16 protein-coding genes and 1 pseudogene are annotated in these 21,165 nt (G+C 70.4%); 11 read left to right on the forward strand and 6 right to left on the reverse strand.

Translation table 11 applies throughout. The features are described from left to right. Positions 1 to 230 precede the first annotated feature (230 nt). Both AB0F61_RS31745 and AB0F61_RS31750 read left to right on the forward strand, forming a co-directional pair. On the forward strand, positions 231 to 1,133 hold the full coding sequence (locus AB0F61_RS31745) for an NUDIX domain-containing protein (RefSeq protein WP_357817330.1): 903 nt from the start codon (positions 231 to 233) through the stop codon (positions 1,131 to 1,133). Between the two features lie 345 nt (positions 1,134 to 1,478). Further along, positions 1,479 to 2,417 (forward strand): CDP-alcohol phosphatidyltransferase family protein, encoded by a 939-nt coding sequence (locus AB0F61_RS31750; RefSeq protein ID WP_357817333.1) that lies wholly within the window; start codon positions 1,479 to 1,481, stop codon positions 2,415 to 2,417. 58 nt (positions 2,418 to 2,475) lie between these two features. Here AB0F61_RS31750 and AB0F61_RS31755 read toward each other — a convergent pair whose 3' ends face one another. From AB0F61_RS31755 to AB0F61_RS31765, 3 genes and pseudogenes are all read right to left on the reverse strand, one after another. Continuing rightward, positions 2,476 to 3,729, reverse strand: coding sequence for a phosphatidylserine decarboxylase (locus AB0F61_RS31755; RefSeq protein WP_357817336.1), 1,254 nt, complete (start codon positions 3,727 to 3,729; stop codon positions 2,476 to 2,478). A 569-nt stretch (positions 3,730 to 4,298) separates the two neighbouring features. Further along, positions 4,299 to 4,493, reverse strand: a pseudogene (locus tag AB0F61_RS31760) (hypothetical protein); the annotation flags it as partial. Beyond that, positions 4,490 to 6,289: a PspC domain-containing protein gene (locus AB0F61_RS31765; RefSeq protein ID WP_357817339.1), complete on the reverse strand. Its 1,800-nt coding sequence runs from the start codon at positions 6,287 to 6,289 to the stop codon at positions 4,490 to 4,492. The pseudogene AB0F61_RS31760 and the gene AB0F61_RS31765, both read right to left, overlap by 4 nt. A gap of 156 nt (positions 6,290 to 6,445) precedes the next feature. Between AB0F61_RS31765 and AB0F61_RS31770 the strand changes: the two genes are divergently transcribed. The 7 genes from AB0F61_RS31770 (at position 6,446) to AB0F61_RS31800 (ending at position 14,713) form a co-directional block, all read left to right on the forward strand. Next, entirely contained in the window at positions 6,446 to 7,711 is a 1,266-nt protein-coding gene (locus tag AB0F61_RS31770) for a PspC domain-containing protein (protein WP_357817341.1), read from the forward strand. A 2-nt stretch (positions 7,712 to 7,713) separates the two neighbouring features. After that, the gene (locus tag AB0F61_RS31775; RefSeq protein ID WP_357817405.1) at positions 7,714 to 8,400 is read left to right on the forward strand and encodes a response regulator transcription factor; all 687 of its coding nucleotides are present in this window, start codon (positions 7,714 to 7,716) and stop codon (positions 8,398 to 8,400) included. 579 nt (positions 8,401 to 8,979) lie between these two features. After that, positions 8,980 to 10,617, forward strand: coding sequence for an ABC transporter substrate-binding protein (locus AB0F61_RS31780; protein WP_357817344.1), 1,638 nt, complete (start codon positions 8,980 to 8,982; stop codon positions 10,615 to 10,617). A 148-nt stretch (positions 10,618 to 10,765) separates the two neighbouring features. Further along, positions 10,766 to 11,692: an ABC transporter permease gene (locus tag AB0F61_RS31785; protein ID WP_357817347.1), complete on the forward strand. Its 927-nt coding sequence runs from the start codon at positions 10,766 to 10,768 to the stop codon at positions 11,690 to 11,692. Then, on the forward strand, positions 11,685 to 12,653 hold the full coding sequence (locus tag AB0F61_RS31790; protein WP_357817350.1) for an ABC transporter permease: 969 nt from the start codon (positions 11,685 to 11,687) through the stop codon (positions 12,651 to 12,653). Before AB0F61_RS31785 ends, AB0F61_RS31790 begins: the two co-directional genes overlap by 8 nt. A 25-nt stretch (positions 12,654 to 12,678) precedes the next feature. After that, complete coding sequence (locus tag AB0F61_RS31795) at positions 12,679 to 13,707, forward strand: ABC transporter ATP-binding protein (RefSeq protein ID WP_357817408.1); 1,029 nt, start codon at positions 12,679 to 12,681, stop codon at positions 13,705 to 13,707. Then, complete coding sequence (locus AB0F61_RS31800) at positions 13,700 to 14,713, forward strand: dipeptide ABC transporter ATP-binding protein (RefSeq protein ID WP_357817353.1); 1,014 nt, start codon at positions 13,700 to 13,702, stop codon at positions 14,711 to 14,713. The genes AB0F61_RS31795 and AB0F61_RS31800 overlap by 8 nt, the downstream gene beginning before the upstream one ends. 113 nt (positions 14,714 to 14,826) lie before the next feature. Here the strand turns inward: AB0F61_RS31800 and AB0F61_RS31805 are convergent, their stop codons facing one another. Then, positions 14,827 to 15,222 carry a chorismate mutase gene (locus AB0F61_RS31805; protein ID WP_357817356.1) on the reverse strand — a complete coding sequence of 132 codons (396 nt, stop codon included), beginning with the start codon at positions 15,220 to 15,222 and terminating at the stop codon, positions 14,827 to 14,829. Between the two features lie 277 nt (positions 15,223 to 15,499). On the opposite strand from AB0F61_RS31805, the gene pcrA reads away from it, so the two are divergent. Both pcrA and AB0F61_RS31815 read left to right on the forward strand, forming a co-directional pair. Beyond that, positions 15,500 to 17,905, forward strand: coding sequence for a DNA helicase PcrA (gene pcrA, locus AB0F61_RS31810; RefSeq protein WP_357817359.1), 2,406 nt, complete (start codon positions 15,500 to 15,502; stop codon positions 17,903 to 17,905). Positions 17,906 to 18,094: 189 nt separating this feature from the next. Then, on the forward strand, positions 18,095 to 19,300 hold the full coding sequence (locus AB0F61_RS31815; protein ID WP_357817362.1) for a DUF418 domain-containing protein: 1,206 nt from the start codon (positions 18,095 to 18,097) through the stop codon (positions 19,298 to 19,300). Between the two features lie 16 nt (positions 19,301 to 19,316). Here the strand turns inward: AB0F61_RS31815 and AB0F61_RS31820 are convergent, their stop codons facing one another. Together AB0F61_RS31820 and AB0F61_RS31825 are read right to left on the reverse strand one after the other, a co-directional pair. Beyond that, positions 19,317 to 20,081, reverse strand: coding sequence for a M23 family metallopeptidase (locus AB0F61_RS31820; protein ID WP_357817365.1), 765 nt, complete (start codon positions 20,079 to 20,081; stop codon positions 19,317 to 19,319). A 263-nt stretch (positions 20,082 to 20,344) separates the two neighbouring features. After that, on the reverse strand, positions 20,345 to 21,052 hold the full coding sequence (locus AB0F61_RS31825; RefSeq protein WP_357817369.1) for a M23 family metallopeptidase: 708 nt from the start codon (positions 21,050 to 21,052) through the stop codon (positions 20,345 to 20,347). Positions 21,053 to 21,165: the final 113 nt, after the last annotated feature.

Here is a 21,165-nt window from a genome sequence, read left to right on the forward strand (position 1 = left end):
CGAACTCAACGGACGACCACGACAAACCCTCGACTGGCAGAATCCAGCCGAGGTACTCCACAAACACCTCGTCGCAACAGCCGCTTGAAACCGCCGCGCCGGGATGCCCCGACATTCATGTACCCGAGTCGATCATGGGGGTGTTGTCAGGACGCGCCGAGTGACGGCAATAACCTCGTCATCGAGGGCGGGTTGGCCGGGCGGTTGGCGGGGGAGCGGAGTTGGCGGGGATGGACCTTCTGCGGCGGGTTGCCGTTTATGGGATTTTGTGGGATTCGGACCGGGTCCTCGTGGTCCGGGACGGGGCCGAGGGTGAGTTCCCGGGGATCTGGCGGCTGCCCGGCGGCGCTGTGGCGCACGCCGAGCACCCGGAGCATGCACTGGTCCGTGAGGTCGCCGAGCAGGCCGGGTTGACCGTTGCAGTCGGCCGGCTGCGCACGGTGGTCGCCGACGTGGTCGCCCATCCGGAGGACGACGTCTCGCTGCACACCGACCGGCTGCTGTTCGAGCTGGCCCCACGCGACGACGTGCTGCGCGACGGCGGCGGCACGGCCGACCTTTTGCGCTGGCTCACCCCGGCCGAGGCGGCGCGGGTGCCGCTGACACCGTTCACCGCCGGGGCGCTCGGCCTGCCGGCCACCCCGCCGCCACCCGGAACGCCCCGGTCGCGTGCGCCGTTTCCGCCCTCGCATCCCGACCGCAGGCTGCGCTTCGGGGCGTACGGGCTGGTCACCGACCCGGCCGGGCGGATCCTGCTCACCGAGATCGCGGCCGGTTATCCCGGTGCTGGCCTGTGGCACCTCCCCGGCGGTGGGACCGACCATGGCGAGCAGCCGGCCACCGGTCTGCTCCGGGAACTGGTCGAGGAGGGTGGTCAGCGGGGCCGCGTGGGGGAGATCCTCGGTGTGGACAACCTGCACAACCCTGCCGCGCTCGGCCCGGAGGGCCGACCGTTGGACTGGCACGGCGTACGGGTGGTCTACCGGGTGCTTGTGGACGCGCCCACCGATGCGGTGGTCACCGAATCCGCCGGAGGTTCGACGGCACGGGCTGGATGGTTCACCCGCGAGGAGGCCCTCGATCTGCCGTTGAGCGACATCGCGGCCTCGGCAATCGGACAGGGTGGCCGATAGCACTCCGCTCGCTGAGCCGAGTTGGTGACCCTCCGGTACAGTCGAAGGCGGGAATGATGGAGGAACGGGCGATGAAGCCCGAGATGGGAATAAGCGAGCGGTTCGAGCGGTTTAGCCCAGATATAAGTACCGCCGGCAGCTATCGCCAAGCCATGTCCCCCTATGCGATGGTGTACTCCGCGCAAAACGGCTGCCGGGCCAGCACGGTCCGGCACGAGACAGCCGGACACCCGCCCCGCGGCGGCCAGCCGATCCGGTGATGGAGGAAACGTGCCGAGAGCCCCATGGCGCCGGCGTCGTACTACTGACAGTCCGCGCCCCGCAGGGCGTCGCTGGGCGGGCCGGTTGCGCCGCAGCAGCACATTCGCCCGCCAGGTGCTGTTGGTCCGCGTCGGTCGCCGGGACGGCGACCTGCACGCGACCGATCTGACCCCGACCGAGCACCGGTACGCCGACCGGCAGCGCCGCCGCTACGGCCTGGACCGGCTCAGCCGTCCGGCTCAGCGCCTCGGTCGTGCGGAGATCGAGACGATCATGCCGGTCAGTCCGGCGATGCCGCCCCTGGCGCACGTCGACGAGGCTTCGTCGCGGTCGATCCCGCTGCTCCCCGGCGACCGCACCGTCGCCCGCCGGATGAAGTTCGGTCTGGTGAACGCCTGCACGCTGGCCAGCCTGATGCTCGGCATGCTCGCGATCTTCCTGGCCATGCAGAGTGAGGTGAGGATCGCCGCGCTCTGCCTGATCGCCTGCGTCGCCTTCGATGGCCTGGACGGCGCACTGGCCCGCCGACTGGGCGTGGCCAGCCCGTTCGGCGCACAGATGGACTCCCTGGCCGACATGTGCTCGTTCGGCCTCGCCGCGCCGGTGGTGGTCTACGCCTCACTCGCCGGCTCCGTCTCGACGGCTGCGGCGGCGGTGGCGTGCGCCCTGGTCGCGGCCTGCGCGGCGATTCGACTGGCCCGCTTCAACGTCTCGCCCAAGGACGGCCGGTTCTTCTGCGGCGTGCCCACCACGATGGCGGCTGCGGTGCTCGCCGTGACGGTGGCGATCGGCCTGCCCGTGCCCGGTGCTGTGCTTGTCGCAGGGGTCGCGCTGCTCGCCTTCGCGATGGTGTCGAGCTTCCCGTACGCCAAGCTCGCCCGCCTGGTGAAGCTGCCGCCGTGGCTGTGGCTGGCCCCGGTGATCGGCGCACTTGTCGACATCCGGCTCACGTTCGCGCTGATCGTGGTCGGCTACCTGGTCAGCGGGCCGGTGCTCTGGCTACGGCAACGTCGTACCGTCTGACTTCAGTGTCGGAAACGGGGCGCCGCGGTCAGCGGCGCCCCGTTCTCGCGTGCGTGGGTCAGCGCCAGCGGGCGATGACCGTGGACCCGCCCACCACCTTGTCGCCCGGCCCGACCAGCGGGTCCGTAGCGTCGGCCGGGAGGTAGACGTCGGTCCGTGAGCCGAAACGGATCAACCCGAAGCGCTCACCCTTGGCCAGCAGTGCGCCGATCGGCGCGCGCTGCACGATCCGACGGGCGATCAGGCCCGTGCGCTGCGCGACCACCACCGTGCCACGAGCGGTGTCCAGCACCGTGTACGCGGCGACGTTGTGCTCGGCGTCCGGCTTCATCGCGTTGACGAAGCCGCCATCGGCGACGAAGTAGTCGACCACCTTGCCCGCCACCGGGGCACGGTTGACGTGCACGTCAAGCACCGACAGGAACACCGCGACCCGCAGCCACTCACCGTCGCCGAAACGCTCGTCGTGCAGTCGCTGCACCGACAGGACCTTCCCGTCCGCGCTGGCGACCACCGCTGTCGGGTCTTCCGGTGTGTCGCGTTCCGGGTCGCGGAAGAACGCGGCGACCGGCCCGGCGGCCAGCGCCGGCAGCAGCCAGAGCTTCGACGACGGGCGCGCCACCCGGGCCAGCGCCGCGAGGCCAAGCGTGATGCCGGCAGCGGCCACGCCGTTGGAGTCGATGTGCATGCCGCGGGTCAGCGGCACGCTCGACGGCCGGTGGGCGGGAGCGAGCCTGTCGGCTGCGGCAGGGCTGGCCGGGGTGAAACGCAGTCGGTAGATCCGTACCGGTGGCGAGTTGCGCAGCACCAGGTCGGCGCCGACGCCGTAGAGGGCGTCCTGGCGGGCCAACTCGGCGGCAGCCCCGGTGGTCCGGCCGGGCGTGGCGGTGGTCGCCACGCTCAGGACCGCGCCGTCGGACAGGTACTTGGTCAGGCCCTCGATGCCGCTGCGGGTCTCCTCGGCGGTGCCGCTGAACACCTCGCCAGCGATGACGACCCCGGCGGCTTCGGCCTCGGCCAGGGAGTCGACGACCCCCACCCGGTCGGCGACCCAGCGGCCCTGGGCGTTGACGTGCTCGCGGAGCGCGGCAGCGCCGAACGGCTCGGCGGGCACCACGGTGAGCCGGTCACCGGGGAGCAGCGCCTCGATCGCCGCGGCCAGCACCGCGGACTCCGGGCCCACCCCGACCAGCAGGGCGGCCTTGGGATCGTTGATCCGGGCCAGCTCGGTGACGAGCGTACGGGCGGCTCGCTCGCCGATGCGGACCGGACCGGAACGGCCGGTCGTACGCACGGCGGGGGACTGGGTCATGTCGGGCGGGCTCCTGACGGGGGTAGAGACGGGAATCGCGGCGGGACCGCCATGGCGGGGACGGGCCGGCCGGCGGAGGCGAGATCTCCACCGGCCAGCATATGCGTCCGCCCGCGCCAACGGCACCGCCGTGGTGGGTGCAGCGGGCCGAGGCCGGGCCGCACCCGAGGTCAGGCCTCTCCCCGTCGACCCTCCCGCTCGTCGCCCGGCTGGTCGCCGACCGCCTCGGCCGGATGCGCGGGCCGGGTCGGCTCGTCCCCGTCCGGCGCTCGGCCGACGAGCGGGAGGGTCGGCTCGTCGGGCTGGCCGGGGATCGGGGCGGTCTGCGGCTCCGCTGGCGGGTGAGCCAGCCAGGCCGGGTGGATCACGTCGGTGGGCGGCGCCTCGGGTGCTCGTACCTCGGTGGTCGTCGTGTGCGGGGTCGCTTCCGGTGCGGGAGCGTCCCAGGTGGAACGTTCGGCCTCCCAGACCGGCAGCGCCGCACCGGAGGTCGGCATGCCGGAAACCGGAGCGGACGCGCCGGAGACGGGCGCGGCGGCCACTGTGGCACCGACCTCGCTGGTCTGCTCCGGCTGGCCCGGCCGACCCGAGCGCAGTGCGCCGACCAGCCCGAAGACCCCGATCAGGATGAGGGCGCTGGCCAGGAACCACCCGACCGCCGGCAGCGCGAACCCGAGCAGTTGGGCGAGCAGCCACCAGGCCGACAGCGCCAGGAACACGAGCCCGAAGGCGAACGACACCAGATCCGTGCGGTGAGCCTTCACCGGGTCACCTCCAGGTTGCCAGCGTTGACATGGATGTACAGGCGCAGCTTGCCGCCACCAGCACCGTCGGCACCGAGGTCGGTGGTCTCCTGGAGGCGGCCGTCCAGCCCGCCGGAACGGTTGCCGAAGATGGTGGCGTCGCCGGCGTTGACGTCGGCCACGGTGGTGACGTCCACGTTCGGCGGGACGACCACTGTCGCTTTGCCGAAGTTGATGGCGACCGTCACCTGGCTGTCCCGTTTCGCGAAGTCGATCCCGCGCAGGTCGAGTACGGCGTCACCGAAGCTGTTCTCGTACCGGTCCGCCAGGTCGCGGTAGTCCGTCGGTGCCCAGGTCACCGCGCCGTCGACCCCGCGGATCCGGTCGTAGGACTCGGCGACAGTCGCCGTGCCCAGCGCCGCCGCGGTCACCAGACCGAGCGCGATGAGCCAGCGTGCCCGCCCGAACCAGGTGCCGACCAGCAGCCCCAGCCCGATCGTGGCCAGCGCGGCCGCGAAGTACGCCGAGGCGCTGATGGCGAAGACGTCGAGCAGGTCGAGCAGGGCGACCAGGCCCAGGACCAGGAAGATCAGGGAGAAGGTCACCGCGCCGAGCGGAGAACGCTCCTTGGGGCGCTTCGGCGGCTTCGGTGGCTTCGGCGGGCGGGAGGTGGCCGGGGCTGGCGAGGCGTACGGGCCGTGCGGCGCGAACGGGGGGCGGTATCCGGACGCCGGGGCGGCGGTCGGATAGCCGGACGGGTCGGCGGGTGCGCCGGTCACCGGTGCCGACGGCCACCCGGCGGTGGGCGGGTTGGTGCCCGGCCAGCCCGTGGTGGGTGCCGGCCAGCCGGCTCCGACAGTCGTCGGGTCGGCCGGTTGCCCGGACACCGGGCCCGTCCCGGAGATCGGCTGCGCCGTGGCGGCCGACTGTGCGACGCCGGCCTGCGGCCCGTCGTATGCCGGGATGGTCACGGTGGGCGGTCCTCCCGCGGTCGTGGTGGCGTACGCCGGAGCGCCGGCGGCCATCGGTGCCGTCGCCGCTGGGGCCGCCCCGCCGTACGACGGCGCGGGCCAGGTCACCGGTGGGACCGGGCCGGGCGGGTTGCCGGACGGCGCCGGCCCGGCCGGGGTGCCCGGCTGCGGGTTGCGGCTGTCCCGGTTGAGCAGCAGCGCGCCGGCGACCAGGATGGCGGCGCCGAGCAGCACCGCGCGGAAGGCGTCGGTGACGATGTAGCCGAAGCTGGCCGCGACCAGGATGCCCAGGATGATGACGGTCACCGGCGACATGCTGGAGCGGCCGCGGCCGAGCATGGACTCGATCGGGGACGCGGTGTCGCCCTCGTTCGGAATGATCAACCAGGCGGCGACGTACACCAGGATGCCGATGCCCCCGAAGAACCCGAGCACCGCGAGCAGCACCCGCCAGAGCACCGGGTCGGTGTTGGTGGCTCGCCCGATCGCCGCGCAGACACCGGCCAGATACCGTCCCTCGCGCGGTCGGACCAGCCCGTACCGCGAGGTGAAACCGGTGCCGGCGAACGGCGGTGGCGGCGCGGACGGACCGGGACCGCCCGGCCCGGGTGGCGTGCCCGCGGCCCCGTAGCCGGTGCCGGCCGCGAAACCCGGCCCTTGGCCGCCGGTGGGCGGCGGGTAGCCGCCGGCCGGATCGGCTGGTGTGCCGCCGGTGTCCGAGCCGGTGGGCGGTCCGAACGTGCGCGGTTCGGTCCACTCGGCGGGTGTCGTGGCTGGTGGGGGCGGTGCTGAACCACCCGGCTGTGCCGACCCCGGTCGGGGTGGCGGGGCAGCTTCCTCGGTCATGCTTCGATCCTGCTGCCAGGTGAACCCGAGCGACCTCAGGACCCGACCCTGACCCCACCCTGAGATCCGGCGGCCGGAATGTCGGGGGCGTCCCCGTGGTCGTGGACGCCGCAGCGTGTGACGATCAGATCACCGACCTCCACCACATGCGCCACCGTGACCAGGGAGCCTCCGATCAGCACCGTGATTTCGCCCCCGCGCCTCTACCGCGCCCCCGAGCACCGGATGGCCGCCGGCGTCGCCGCCGGTATCGCCGACCATCTCGGCATCTCGGTGCTGCGGGTGCGCGTCGCGTTCATGGTGCTGCTCGGCCTGAGCGGGCTCGGCCTGCTGCTCTACGCGGCCTTCTGGGCGGTGGTGCCGTTGCGGCCCGGTGACACCGCGGTGCCGCCCCGACGCGACGTCGCCCAGCTCCTGCCGTTCGTGGGGATCGGGCTCGGTGTCCTGTTGATCCAGGTGATGGTCTTCGACTCGGTCGGCGCGGCCGGCACCGCCGGTTGGCTGGTGGCGATCATCGCGGTCGGCGCAGGGGTCATCTGGCACCAGTCCGCACCCGAACGGCGGCGGCAGTGGGGCAACGCGATGCCGGTGCCCTGGCTTGGAGCGGTCGTCGAGGAGAGCGACCGGCGGGCGTTCGTGCTGCGGTTCATCGGCGGCGGAGTGCTTGTCGCGGTCGGCATCATCGGCGTCGCGGCGGTCTACTCGCCGGCGCAGAACTTCGACGCGGTGATCAACGGCGTGATCTTCGCGCTGGTCGGGCTGGCGGGGGTCGGCGTGGTCGCCGCGCCCGTGCTCTGGCGGACGTACAGCCAGCTCCGCTCGGAGCGTGAGGGGCGCATCCGTGAGCAGGAGCGGGCCGAGTTGGCCGCCATGGTGCACGACCAGGTGCTGCACACGTTGGCCCTGATCCAGCGCAACGCCAGCGACGTCAAGATGGTGCAGCGGCTGGCCAGAGGGCAGGAGCGTTCCCTGCGCAACTGGCTGTACAAGCCGACCGCGTCGCCGAGCGAGCGCTTCGCCGCAGCGCTGGAGCAGGCGGCCGCCGAGGTCGAGGACACCTATGCGATCACCGTGGAGGCGGTCGTGGTGGGGGACCGGGAGACCGACGAGAAGGTCGGGGCGCTTGTCGCGGCGGCGCGGGAGGCGCTCGTGAACGCGGCCCGGCACGCCGGCGTGCAGACCGTGTCGCTCTACGCCGAGGTTGAGCCGGATCAGGTAAGCGTCTTCATCCGGGACCGGGGCAAGGGCTTCGATCCGGATACCGTTGAGGACCACCGGCACGGCGTACGCGGCTCGATCATCGGGCGGATGAAGCGGCACGGCGGACGGGCCGAGATCCGGTCCGGCCCGGGGGAGGGGACCGAGGTCCGGTTGATTTTGCCGATCTCCCGGGACTCGTCCGCAGCGGAGAGGAACAGATGACCATGGCCGAGCAGTCGACCGAGCACCTCGACCCGGCGGATGCCCGCCCCGAGCGGCTCCGGGTGTTCCTGGTGGACGACCACGCCATGTTCCGGGCCGGGGTGCGCGCGGAGTTGGGCGCTCACGTCGAGGTGGTGGGCGAGGCCAGCACCGTGGCCGAGGCAGTCACCCGGATCGCGGCCGTCGGCCCGGACGTGGTGCTGCTCGACGTGCACATGCCCGACGGTGGCGGGCGCGCGGTGCTGGAGGCCATGCGGCGCAGCCACCCGCAGGTCAAGTTCCTGGCGCTGAGCGTTTCCGACGCGGCGGAGGACGTGATCGGGTTGATCCGTGCCGGCGCGAGGGGGTACGTGACCAAGACCATCTCCCCGGACGAGCTGGCCGCGGCGATCCGCCGCGTGGCGGACGGGGACGCGGTGTTCAGCCCACGGCTGGCCGGGTTCGTGCTGGACGCGTTCGCGGCCCGACCGGACGCCCCGGTGGCCGACCCCGAGCTGGACCAGCTCACCAACCGTGAGCGTGAGGTGCTGCGGCTGCTGGCCCGGGGGTACGCGTACAAGGAGATCGCCAAGGAGCTGTTCATCTCCATCAAGACGGTGGAGACGCACGTGTCGAACGTGCTGCGCAAGCTTCAGATGTCCAACCGCTACGAACTCTCCCGCTGGGCGGCGGATCGCCGGCTGGTGTGACCGCGCGTCGCCGTGGCGGAGGATCAGACAAACGATCTCCGCGCCCTCGTCCACCCAGCCGGTGATCGTGCCCGTGCAGCCGTAGTCGACCTGTCCGGACGGGTCGAAATCCGAGCGATTATGGACGTCCTAACGGGCAGAGGTGCGCCCGGAGCCTGAGTGCGGGCCGAGACCCCCTCTGCGGGCGACGCAACGTATTTCCTGCTCAGTGCTGCCCGTGCCGACCGTTTTATGATCATTTTTCAAGTATCGGCAACGTGGCGGGCAACTAACGGCTTGATAACGGCACCTTCACGGAAGAGGCCAGTTGGTGTCACAGTGGCAGCACCTCACCATCGGTGTGTGGCACTCCGTACGGCCCATGACCATGTCCCCGCCCTTCGCGGCGGTTCGTGGCCGTGCCTTCCGCGTCGTGTCGCGCCTCGTTGGCGGGGGAGCCCGGCGGATCGGAACATCAGGGGTGTCCCCAACTTCCCTGTGGTCCCGGCGACCCGCGCCCCGGGGTGGTCGGGCGGTGTCACCCCCAAACGTGCGTGAAACCCACGACGGAACCTGGTTAGAAAGAGGAGGCCCCTCGGAATGAGAGTCTCGAAGCGGGCGACGAGCGCGATCGCGCTCAGCGCGGCTGCCGCGCTTGTCGCGAGCGGTTGCTCGAGCGGTGGCGACGGCGAGACCGCCGCCAGCGGCGACGGCGCGATTGTCATCCACGGTGTCCAGCCGGAGAACCCGCTGGTCCCGTCGAACACCACGGAGACCGGCGGCGGCAAGATCGTCGACTGGCTGTGGACCGGCCTGGTCGAGTACCCGAACGACGGTGGGGCCCCGCGCAACGCGCTTGCGGAGTCCATCAACACCACGGACTCCAAGGTCTTCACGATCAAGATCAAGAAGGGTACCAAGTTCCACGACGGTACCGAGGTGAAGGCGAAGAACTTCGTCGACGCCTGGAACTGGGCCGCCTACTCGCCGAACGGCGCGCAGAACGGCAGTTTCTTCTCTGACATCCAGGGCTTCGACCAGACCTACACCAGTGACCCGGATGGTGCGGAAGGCCCGAAGAAGGCCCCGGCCCCGACGGCTGAGAAGCTGTCCGGCCTGAAGGTCATCGACGAGCAGACCTTCGAGGTCACCCTGTCGGCGCCGACCGCGGTCTTCCCGACCAAGCTCGGCTACAGCGCCTTCATGCCGCTGCCGGACGCCTTCTTCACCATGAAGCCCGAGGAGTTCGGCAAGAAGCCGATCGGCAACGGCCCGGTGAAGTTCGTGTCGTGGGATGACAACGTCCTCGTCAAGCTGACTCGCTTCGACGACTACAACCTTCGCGACAAGATGAAGGTCAAGGACGTCGACGTCAAGCTGTACCAGGACGAGACGGCGGCCTACGCCGACGTGCTCTCCAACAACCTGGACTTCCTGGAGTCGCTGCCGACCTCGGCGCTCGCCGGTGACAAGTGGAAGACCGACCTCGGTGACCGGGGCCGGAACACCGTCACGCCGACGACCGCGCTGATCGCGTTCCCGATCTACGACAAGCGCTTCCAGAACCCGAAGCTGCGTCGCGCCGTGTCGCTGGCGATCAACCGGCAGGAGATCTCGGACAAGATCTTCTTCGGCACCCGCAAGCCGGCCGACAGCTGGGCGAACCCGCTGACCCCGGGCGCCAAGCCGGGCAACTGCACCGCCTGCAAGTTCGACGTGACCACCGCTCGGCAGTTGCTGAGCGAGGCCGGCGGCTTCTCCGGTGAGATGGTCTTCTACTACAACTCGGACTCCAGCCACAAGGACTGGATGGACGCCGTTGCGCAGCAGGTCAAGACCAACCTCGGCATCAACGCTCGGGCCGAGGGCGTGCCGACCTTCGCGGTCTTCCGCCAGAACGTCAACGCCCACGCGATGAAGGGCCCGTACCGCGCTGCCTGGCAGCAGGACTACCCGGACGTCGAGAACTGGATCAACCCGCTCTACGTCACGGGTGGCTCCTCGAACGACGGCCTGTACAGCAGCTCCGAGGTCGACGCCCTGGCCAAGCAGGCCAGCGCCGCGCCGAGCCTGGAGGCCTCGCACGAGGCGTTCGCCAAGGCCGTCGAGAAGGTCGACCAGGACGTCCCGAGCATCCCGATCTACTTCTACGGCCAGCAGTCCGGCCACTCGGAGAAGATCAAGAAGCTCGAGCTGAACAACGTCGGCGAACTCGACATCACCTCGGTCGAGCTCTGATCCGAACGGTCTGACCCCGGGTCGGGCTCGCCGCATCCGGTGAGCCCGACCCGGGGCCGTTCCGCGATTGGGTGTTACAACACTTCACTCGCACGTTGTCACCACCGTGTCGGCCGTCCGACGCGCCCCCTGTCTGGAGGACCACCCCATGGGCCGTTATCTGTTGAGACGGCTGCTCCAACTCGTGCCGGTCTTCATCGGTACGACGTTCCTGATCTACTGGCTCGTCTGGGCCGTCCCCGGCGATCCGTTCGCCGGCAAGTGCGGTGAGCGCCGCTGCCCGGACCAGTACATCGCCTTCATGACCGAGAAGTACCACCTGGACCAGAACGTGGTTGTGCAGTACGGCAACTACATGAAGAACCTGCTCCAGGGTGACTTCGGCCAGACGTTCTCGCAGCGCGAGATCAGTGACATCATCGCGACGGCGTACCCCAACACGCTGAAGCTGGCGCTGGTGGCGCTCATCATCGAGGCCGTGATCGGCCTCGGCGCCGGCGTGCTGACCGGTCTGCGGCGCAACGGTTTCCTGGACAACCTGGTCCTGGTCTCCACGCTCTTCCTGATCGCGCTGCCGGTCTTCGTGGTCGGCTTCGTGCTCCAGTGGCTGCTGGGCGTGCAATGGAACATCGTCGAGCCGACCGTCTCCTCCGAGATGCGGATCTCCGAGCTGATCGTCCCGGGCTTCGTGCTCGGTAGCGCGTCGGTGGCGTACATCGCCCGGGTCGCACGAACGAGCATCGCGGAGAACCGCCGGGCCGACTACGTGCGCACCGCCATCGCCAAGGGCCTGCCCATGCGGCGGGTCGTGGGCGTGCACCTGCTGCGCAACTCGCTCATCCCGGTGGTCACCCTGCTCGGCACCGACCTCGGCGCCCTGATGGGCGGCGCGATCGTCACCGAGGGGATCTTCGGCATCAACGGTATCGGCCGCGCGGTCTACCGCGCGATCGTCACCAAGGAGAGCGCTACCGTGGTAGGGATCGTGGTCGTCCTCGTGCTGGTCTATCTCGTGATGAACCTGCTGGTTGACCTGCTCTACGCCGCCCTGGACCCGAGGATCCGCTATGAGTGACCCGAGTACCGCATCGATCGTCAGCACCCCTGCCGCGCACCCGACCGACTCCGCCGCCCCCGCCACCGCGGGCCAGCCGCAGAGCAACGAGAAGCCCCGCGGCCTGCTCGGTGACGCCTGGCGCGACCTTCGACGTAAGCCGTTGTTCTGGATCTCGGCCACGCTGATCGTGATCTTCCTGCTGATGGCGGCCTTCCCGGGGCTGTTCGCTCCGGGCGACGCGGTCAACGGATCGCTGTCCCGCAGCCTCGAAAAGCCGTCCGCCAATGGGTGGTTCGGCTACGACGTGCAGGGCCGCGACGTCTACGCCCGGGTCATCTACGGCGCGCGGGCGTCCGTCATCGTCGCCCTGCTCTCCGTGACCGGCACCCTGCTGCTGGGTGGCGCGATGGGCATCATCTCCGGCTACCGCGGTGGCTGGGTGGACGGTCTGCTGAGCCGGATCGCCGACGTCTTCTTCGGCCTGCCGTTCGTGCTCGGCGCGATCGTCATCCTGACCACGTTCAACGGCTCGGGTTCCGGCAACAGCAAGGCCCAGATCATGGGCCTGGTGATCGCTTCGCTGATCGTGCTGAGCTGGCCGGTCGTGATGCGGTTGATGCGCTCCTCGGTGCTGTCCACCAAGGAGGCCGACTACATCGTCGCGGCCCGCGCGCTCGGTGCCGGCACCGGCCGGATCATCCTCAAGCACCTGCTGCCGAACTGCCTGGCCCCGCTGCTGGTCTACGGCACGATCATGGTCGGCTCGTTCATCGGCGCCGAGGCCACCCTGTCGTTCCTGGGCGTTGGCCTGAAGTCGCCGGTGGTGTCCTGGGGCATCATGATCAGCGACGGTAAGGATTTCATCCGGGTCGCGCCAGGGCTGGTCTTCTTCCCCGCCGCGTTCCTCGTCGCCGCAGTGCTGAGCTTCGTGATGCTCGGTGAGGCGGTCCGCGAGGCCCTCGATCCGAAACTCCGCTAGGGGAGATCCAGTGTCCGACATTCTCGTGTCCGAGCAGTCCGCGCCGGGATCCGGCGGGTCCGGACGTCCCTCTGGTCGGCTGCTCGAGGTCGACGACCTGCGGGTGGAGTTCCGCACCCGGGACGGCGTCGCAAAGGTCATCAACGGGGTCACGTACCACGTCGAGGCGGGGGAGACCCTCGCCGTGCTCGGCGAGTCCGGCTCCGGCAAGAGCGTCACCGCGCAGACCATCATGGGCATCCTCGACACGCCGCCCGGCTTCGTCACCGGCGGTCAGGTCCGGTTCCACGGCAAGGACATGCTCACCATGTCCGCCGAGGAGCGCCGCCGCATCCGCGGCGAGGGCATCGCGATGATCTTCCAGGACGCGCTCTCCGCGTTGAACCCCGTCTTCACCGTCGGGTTCCAGATCGCCGAGCAGTTCCGGGTCCGGCGGGGCATGGGTCGCGCCGAGGCCAAGAAGCGCGCGATCGAGATGCTCGACCAGGTCAAGATCCCGAACGCCAAGGGCCGGTTCAGCAACTACCCACACCAGTTCTCCGGTGGTATGCGGCAGCGCGCCATGATCGCGATGTCGCTGGCGCTCGACCCGGAGGTGCTGATCGCGGACGAGCCGACCACCGCGCTCGACGTGACCGTGCAGGCCCAGATCATGGACCTGCTCGCCGAGCTCCAGCGTGAGCGGCAGATGGGCATGATCCTGATCACCCACGACCTCGGCGTGGTCGCCGACGTCGCGGACCGGATCGCGGTCATGTACGCGGGCCGGATCGTCGAGGAAGCCGACGTGTACGACCTGTACGCCAAGCCGGCGCACCCGTACACGTTGGGCCTGATCGACTCGATCCCGCGCCTGGACGAGAAGGGGCAGCAGCTCCGGACGATCAAGGGCCTCCCGCCGAACCTGATGAACATCCCGCCGGGCTGCCCGTTCAACCCGCGCTGCCCCATGGCTCAGCCGGTGTGCCGCGAGAAGGTCCCGCCGCTGCTGCAGGTGGGCCCTGCCCGGGCCAGCGCCTGCCACTTCGCCGAGGAGCTGGTGAACCGTGTCTGAGAACATCCTCGAGGTCCGTGACCTGGTCAAGCACTACCCCGTCACGCAGGGTGTGGTGTTCAAGAAGACCGTCGGTCAGGTCAAGGCGGTGGACGGCGTCTCGTTCGGTCTGCGCGCCGGTGAGACGCTCGGCGTGGTCGGCGAGTCCGGCTGCGGCAAGTCGACCCTCGCCCGGGTGCTGATGAACCTGGAGAAGCCGACCGCCGGCAGCGTGGTCTACAAGGGCCAGGACACCTCCAAGCTGTCCGGTGGGGCGCTGCGGCGCCTCCGTCGGCAGATCCAGCTCGTCATGCAGGACCCGTACACCTCGCTGAACCCCCGGATGACCGTCGGCGACCTGCTCGGTGAGCCGTTCGAGATCCACCCGGAGGTGGCGCCGAAGGGCAGCCGCCGGGCCAAGGTCAGGGAACTGCTCGACGTGGTCGGGCTCAACCCGGAGCACATCAACAGGTACCCGCACCAGTTCTCCGGCGGTCAGCGCCAGCGCATCGGCATCGCCCGCGCGCTCGCGCTGCGGCCCGAGATCATCGTCTGCGACGAGCCGGTGTCGGCGCTTGACGTCTCCATCCAGGCTCAGGTGATGAACCTGCTGGAGCGGTTGCAGGGCGAGTTGGGGCTCTCGTACATCTTCATCGCGCATGACCTGTCCGTGGTCCGCCACCTGTCGGACCGGGTCGCGGTCATGTATCTCGGCAAGGTCGTCGAGATCGGTACCGAGGACGAGATCTACGAGCGGCCGACCCACCCGTACACGCAGGCTCTGCTGTCGGCGGTGCCGGTTCCGGACCCGACGCAGCGGAACAACAAGACGATCATCCGGCTCACGGGTGACGTGCCGTCGCCGATCAGCCCGCCCTCGGGCTGCCGGTTCCGGACCCGCTGCTGGAAGGCGCAGGACGTCTGCGCCGAGCAGGTCCCGCTGCTGGAGATCCGGCAGGGCTCGGACCACCCGAGCGCCTGCCACTTCGCGGAGCGGCGCGAGATCGTCGCCACCCACGAGGTCTGATTCGCCCGAGACCGCCTGCCGACGTCACCACGACGACGGCAGGCGGTTTCGTCTGTCTGTGACCCGGCCGGGCCGCTCCGGTGCCCTCTCCGGCTCTCCGCCGGCCATCCGGCTCAGAGCGGCCCGCGGCCGGCGCGCAGCAGCAGCAGGGCCAACTGGGTGCCGTCGGCGCCGAGCGCGGCCCGGAACCGCTCCAGGATCTTCCGCTCCCGAGAGAGCACCAGGCGCGTTCCGCCGGATGCCATCCGGGTCACCCCGACCTCCTGGGACAACGCGGCCCGCTCCTGCCAGAGCGCGATCATCGCGTTGTCGATCTCGTCGATCCGTTGCCTGATCTCCAGGATCCGCGCGGAGGCGGTTGGTTCCTCGGTGCCGGTCCGTGCCTCGACCGGCCCGGCGTTGTCGACCGCCGCCGTCGCGGGCAACGCCGGCTCGCTCCCGTTGGGCACGGGCTGCTCCGCCTTGGGCCGGGTCTGGCCGCCGCTCTGCTCCATCACGTCTGTCATCATCGGGTACCTCTCGCACTGTGGTGCCCGGTGCCCGGAACCCGGGACGGAAAAAGCCCCGGACTCCAGGAGCCCGGGGCTTTTCGCAGGTCTGAATCGATCAGGCGCGACCTACGGCAGCCGGACTCCCGGTGCCATAGTAAAAGTGGTAGCGCGCAGCGATCACGCTGATGAGTATGCCCACGTCGGCACCGGCTGCGCAAGCATCCGACGTCCCTTCCTCGCGCCTCGGCGCAGCGGGCGGGGGAGTGTCCGACCGGCGGCATAGACTTGTCGGGCGATGCATCCTCTCTTCGACATTCCCGCGTCCCCGCCTGCGCCGGAGTCCGCGCCGGCCCGCCCGCACCGACCCGGGCCGGCCCCCGCGCGTCTCGATCCGCAGCAGTTGCTCGCCGGGCTGAACGGGCCACAGCGCGACGCCGTCAGCCACGCCGGATCGCCGCTGCTGATCGTGGCCGGCGCCGGGTCCGGCAAGACCCGGGTGCTCACGCACCGGATCGCCTACCTGCTCGCCGCACGGGACGTCCATCCCGGGGAGATCATCGCCATCACCTTCACCAACAAGGCGGCCGGCGAGATGAAGGAGCGCGTCGCCGCGCTGGTGGGTCCCCGGGCCCGCCTGATGTGGGTGTCGACGTTCCACTCCGCGTGCGTCCGGATCCTGCGCGCCGAGCACGAGCACGCCGGCCTCAAGTCGACGTTCTCGATCTACGACGCGGACGACTCCCGCCGGCTGATGCAGCTCGTCACCCGCGAGCTCGATCTCGACCCGAAGCGCTACCCGGCGCGCGGGCTGGCCGCCCAGGTCTCCAATCTCAAGAACGAGCTGGTCGACCCGGAGCAGTTCGCGGCGCGGGCCACCGGGCCCAACGAGCGGGCGTTGGCCGAGGCGTACACGCTCTACCAGCGCCGGCTGCGTGAGGCGCACGCGTTGGACTTCGACGACCTGATCATGACGACGGTGCACCTGCTCCAGTCCCACCCGCACGTCGCGGAGAGCTACCGTCGGCGGTTCCGGCACGTGCTGGTGGACGAATACCAGGACACCAACCACGCCCAGTATGTGCTGATCAAGGAACTGGTCTCCGGCACCGACGGGTTGGAGCCCGCCGAGCTGTGCGTGGTCGGCGACGCCGACCAGTCGATCTACGCCTTCCGGGGTGCGACGATCCGCAACATCCTGGAGTTCGAACGGGACTTCACGAACGCCCGGACGATCCTGCTGGAGCAGAACTACCGCTCCACCCAGACCATCCTCAACGCCGCGAACGCGGTGATCGACCGCAACACCTCCCGCAAGCCCAAGCGGCTGTGGAGCGAGGCCGGCGCCGGTGAGCGGATCGTCGGGTACGTGGCCGACACCGAGCACGCCGAGGCCGACTGGGTGGCCCGGGAGATCGACCGGCTGGTCGACGCCGACGAGACCCGACCCGGCGACGTCGCGGTCTTCTACCGCACCAACGCCCAGTCCCGCGTCTTCGAGGAGGTGTTCATCCGCGTCGGCCTGCCCTACAAGGTGGTCGGTGGGGTGCGCTTCTACGAGCGCAAGGAGGTCCGCGACGCACTGGCGTACCTGCGTTCGGTGGTCAACGACGACGACACGGTGAGCCTGCGGCGGGTCCTCAACACCCCCCGGCGGGGCATCGGCGACCGCGCCGAAGCGTGTGTCGAGGCGCTCTCCAGCCGCGACCGGATCTCGTTCGGCGCGGCGTTGCGCCGGGCCCGGGAGGCGCCGGGCATCTCCAGCCGGGCGGCCAACGGCATCGCCGACTTCGTGGCGCTGCTCGACGGCGCCCGGGAGCTGTCCGAGACCGGCACCCCGGAGGAGGTGCTGGAGGCGCTGCTGACCCGCTCGGGCTATCTCACCGAGCTGGAGGAGAGCCTGGACCCGCAGGACGCCGGTCGGGTGGACAACCTCCAGGAGTTGGTCAGCGTCGCCCGGGAGTACACCGAGCGGATCGAGGCGCTTGGCGAGGAGGGGGAGCGGGCCACCCTGGCCGGCTTCCTGGAGCAGGTGGCGCTTGTCGCCGACGCCGACCAGATCCCCTCCGACGACCCCGACCACCAGGGCGTGGTCACCCTGATGACGTTGCACACCGCCAAGGGGCTGGAGTTCCCCGTGGTGTTCCTGACCGGGCTGGAGGACGGCGTCTTCCCGCACCTGCGTTCGCTTGGCGACACCCGGGAGCTGGAGGAGGAGCGCCGGCTGGCGTACGTCGGCATCACCCGCGCCCGACAGCGGCTCTACCTCTCCCGCGCGGTGACCCGATCAGCCTGGGGGCAGCCGTCCTACAACCCGCCGTCGCGGTTCCTGGAGGAGTTGCCGACCGAGTTGGTGCACTGGGAGCGCACCGAGGGGTCGTACACCTCGTGGGCTGGCGGGGGCGGCGGCGTCGGCGGCCGTGCGGACCGCGCGCCCGGCGCGCGTGGCAATTTCACCGGGGGCACGCCGAAGGCGGCCCAGTTGGCCCAGCGGCTCGGCGTGGACGCCAGCCGGCTGACCACGGCCAGCGAGCTGCCGCAGGGTCCGAAGGTGGCAGCCGGCGACCGGGTCAACCACCAGCGGTACGGGCTGGGCCGGGTGCTCGCCGTCGAGGGGCACGGCCCGGGCGCCCGCGCGCAGATCGACTTCGGTGACCAGACGATGTGGCTGGTGCTGCGGCACGCCCCGGTCGACAAGCTCTGACCTCACCCGGACCCGCACGACCTTTCGGAAAAGAGCGGCCTCCGCCGATGCGAGGCCGCTCTCTCCTGATGGGTAGGGCCTACCCCACCGGCGACCCTCCCGCTCACCGGCTGTCACCCGGACAAGCCGCTTCGTAGGGTCACAGGACAGTCATCGAACACGACCCCTGTCCGTGCCGGAGGTTGTCACGTGAGCCACTCCATCAAGGGCCCGCCCGTCGAAAACCGAGCGTCGTCCGGGACGCTCCCCCGGATCGTCGACGTCGACGCGTTGCGCGCCGTGGCGCTGCTCCTCATCCTGGTCGTCAACATCGCCTTCTTCGCCTCCGGCTATCCCTTCCACCTGGTTCCGGATCCCGCGCACGACTCGTGGGGCGACCAGGTGGTCCTGTGGCTGGTCGAGCTGCTCCTGGCGATGAAGGCGTACCTGCTCTTCTCCTTCCTGTTCGGCTACAGCTTCACGCTCCAACTCGATTCCGCCGCGCGGCGCGGCGTCGACATCGCCCCACGGTTCCGGCGACGGCTGGCCGGGCTCTTCGTGCTCGGCATCCTGCACGCGGTGCTGCTGTTCCAGGGCGACATCCTGGTCACGTACGCGTTGCTCGGTCTGGTCCTGCTCGCCATGCGGGGAGCCCGCGTCGGGACCGCGCTGCGCGTCGCCGTACTGCTGACCGGCGGGATCGGCTTCGTCCTCGCGCTCGCCGCCGTCGGCGGGACCCAACTGGTCACCGATCCGGCGACGGCACTGGCGGCGGGGCAGCGGTCCACCGAGGCACTACAGGGCGGGTTCGGCTCGCTGATCACCGAGCACGTACGCCAGCTTCCGGCGATGGTCGGCACGCTCCTCGTGCAGGGGCCGCTCGCCCTCTCGGCCTTCCTCTTCGGTTACGCGGCCGGGCGGCGGCGGCTACTCACCGACGTCGTCGGGAACCGGCAGCTCCTGCGCCGGGTGCAGCAACTGGGCTATCCGATCGGCCTGGCCGGTGCGGTGGTCTTCGCATCGGGCGGCGGCACCGCCAACCTGACCGGGCTGACGGTGGGTGTGCTCACCGCGCCACTGCTCGCGGCCGCGTACGCCGCCACCGTGCTCCAGTTCTTCCAGACCGACCGGGGGCGGCGGGTCGCCGCCGTACTCGCCCCGGCCGGCCGGATGTCCCTGTCGAACTACCTGGGTCAGTCGCTGCTCTGCGTGCTGGTCTTCACCGGCGTCGGGCTGGGCCTCGCCGGTGCCGTCGCGCCCCCGGTCGTCGTCCTCATCGCGGTCGCGATCTACTGTGTGCAGCTCGCCGCCAGCGCGGCGTGGTTGGCCCGGTTCCGGTACGGGCCGATGGAGTGGCTGTTGCGGGCCTGGACCGAGCAGCGGTGGCCGCGGCTGCGGGCCGCGGACCCCGCGTAGTCCTCATCGAGGTCGCTCAGCAGCCCAGGTCCACGCCGTGCGCCCGCATGAACGGGGCCGGGTCGATCTGGTTCCACATGCCCTGGTGCACCTCGAAGTGCAGGTGCGGGCCGGTGGCGTCGCCTGTTGCGCCCTCGTAGCCGATGATCTGGCCGGCCTTGACCCGCTGCCCCACGGTGACCGCGATGCGGCTCTGGTGGGCGTAGTGGGTCAGGTACCCGGTGCCGTGGTCGATGAAGACGGAGTTGCCGTACCCGTCGGCGGCGTCACCGGCCTGGGTCACGGTGCCGGCGGCTGCGGCGCGGATCGGCGTACCGGAGGGCAGCGCCAGGTCGATGCCGGCGTGCAGGGTTCCCCAGCGCTGCCCGTAGCAGGAGGTGACAGTTGCTCCCGGCATCGGGTCGACCCAGGCGGGCGTGGGCTTGGTGGTCTTCTTCGGCTTCGGCTTGGGCTCGGCCTTCGCGGCGACCGTCTTGGTGGGTGCCGGGCTGGCGCTCGTCGCGGACGGGCTGGCCGAGGGGGTGACCGGCGTGCTCGACTCGCGGGCGGAGCGGTCGGCCCGGCTGGCGGCCTCGTTGCGGGACTGCGCGTCGAGGGAGACGGCGGTGGGCGCCGGGTGGTCGGTGCCGGTGGTGGCGACGACGACGCCACCGAGGCCGAGGGCGATCAGAGCGGCTGCGCCGAGCACGACGAGGCGGTTGCGCCGGCGGGGGCGTTGCGGCTGCTCGGTCGGGGCGGTGTCGGGGGTGTTCTCGTTCTGGACGGGGCTGTCTTCCTGCACGGCGGACCTTCACAGTCGAGGGGCACTTGACCTCGAAATACTGGTGTCGGGCCGAGCCGGGGGCGGTACGGGGACCGGGTGGCCGGGCGACGGATGGCTGCTGGCCTGCCCGGGTATGACCCGCTCTGCGGCGCTACGACCGTAAAAGTGATCATGCGGCAGGGTGTCGCGGCTCACATTCTCCGCTGTGACCTGGCAGACATCGGCCGACGAAAAACCGCCCGGATCGACAGATCCGGGCGGTCAACGGTCGGTACGCAGCGTCAGGAACCCGCTACCTCGCTGTAAATTGCCTCGACTTGCAGCTTGATGTCCACTCCGCGGTCTTGGAGGAACGGCACCGGGTCGATCGGCTTGCCCTTGACATGGATCTCAAGGTGCAGGTGGGTGCCGTAGGCGTGGCCGGTCTGGCCGACCAGGCCGAGCTGGTCGCCCGCCTTGATCTGCTGGCCTTCCTTGACGCTCACCGCGGAGGAGTGGCCGTAGATGGCCTCGCTGCCGTCGGCGTGCTGAACGATCACGGCGTTGCCGTACCCGCCGAACCAGCCGGCCTTGGTGACCAGGCCGTCGTGGATCGCCACATAGGGCGTGCCCTCGCCGGCGACCAGGTCGACGCCGGTGTGCATCTTGCCCCAGCGCATCCCGTAGGGGGAGTTGAAGTCGTAGCCCTGCAGCGGCAGCAGCCACACCTCGGGCTCGGCGCTGTCCTTGTTGCGGCTGTCCCGCGAGGCGCGGTCGGCGTTGTCCGCACGGGCCGCCACGTCCTGGCTGGTGACCGACGCCTGCTTGAGCTCGTCGAGCACCTTCGGGCTGACGTCCTTGGCGTCCGGCAGGGCGCTGGCACCGAGCGCGACGATGCCGGCTCCGACGAAAGCGGTGGTGACGACAGCGGCGTAACGGCTGCGCGGTGGGGTGGGAACGCGGCGACGACCGCGATATCGATCGGGCTCAGACGACAGGCGCTGGCGCACGCACACCCTCCGTTGTCGGGGTTCCGAAGCGGCCGGTGGACGTTCGTGAAGCTCCAGTGAACGTCCGCTGACCGCGTCGTCACCCGTCCATGGACCTGATGACAACCGTGGAC

Source organism: Micromonospora sp. NPDC023888, assembly GCF_040639415.1.
Taxonomy (GTDB): domain Bacteria; phylum Actinomycetota; class Actinomycetes; order Mycobacteriales; family Micromonosporaceae; genus Micromonospora.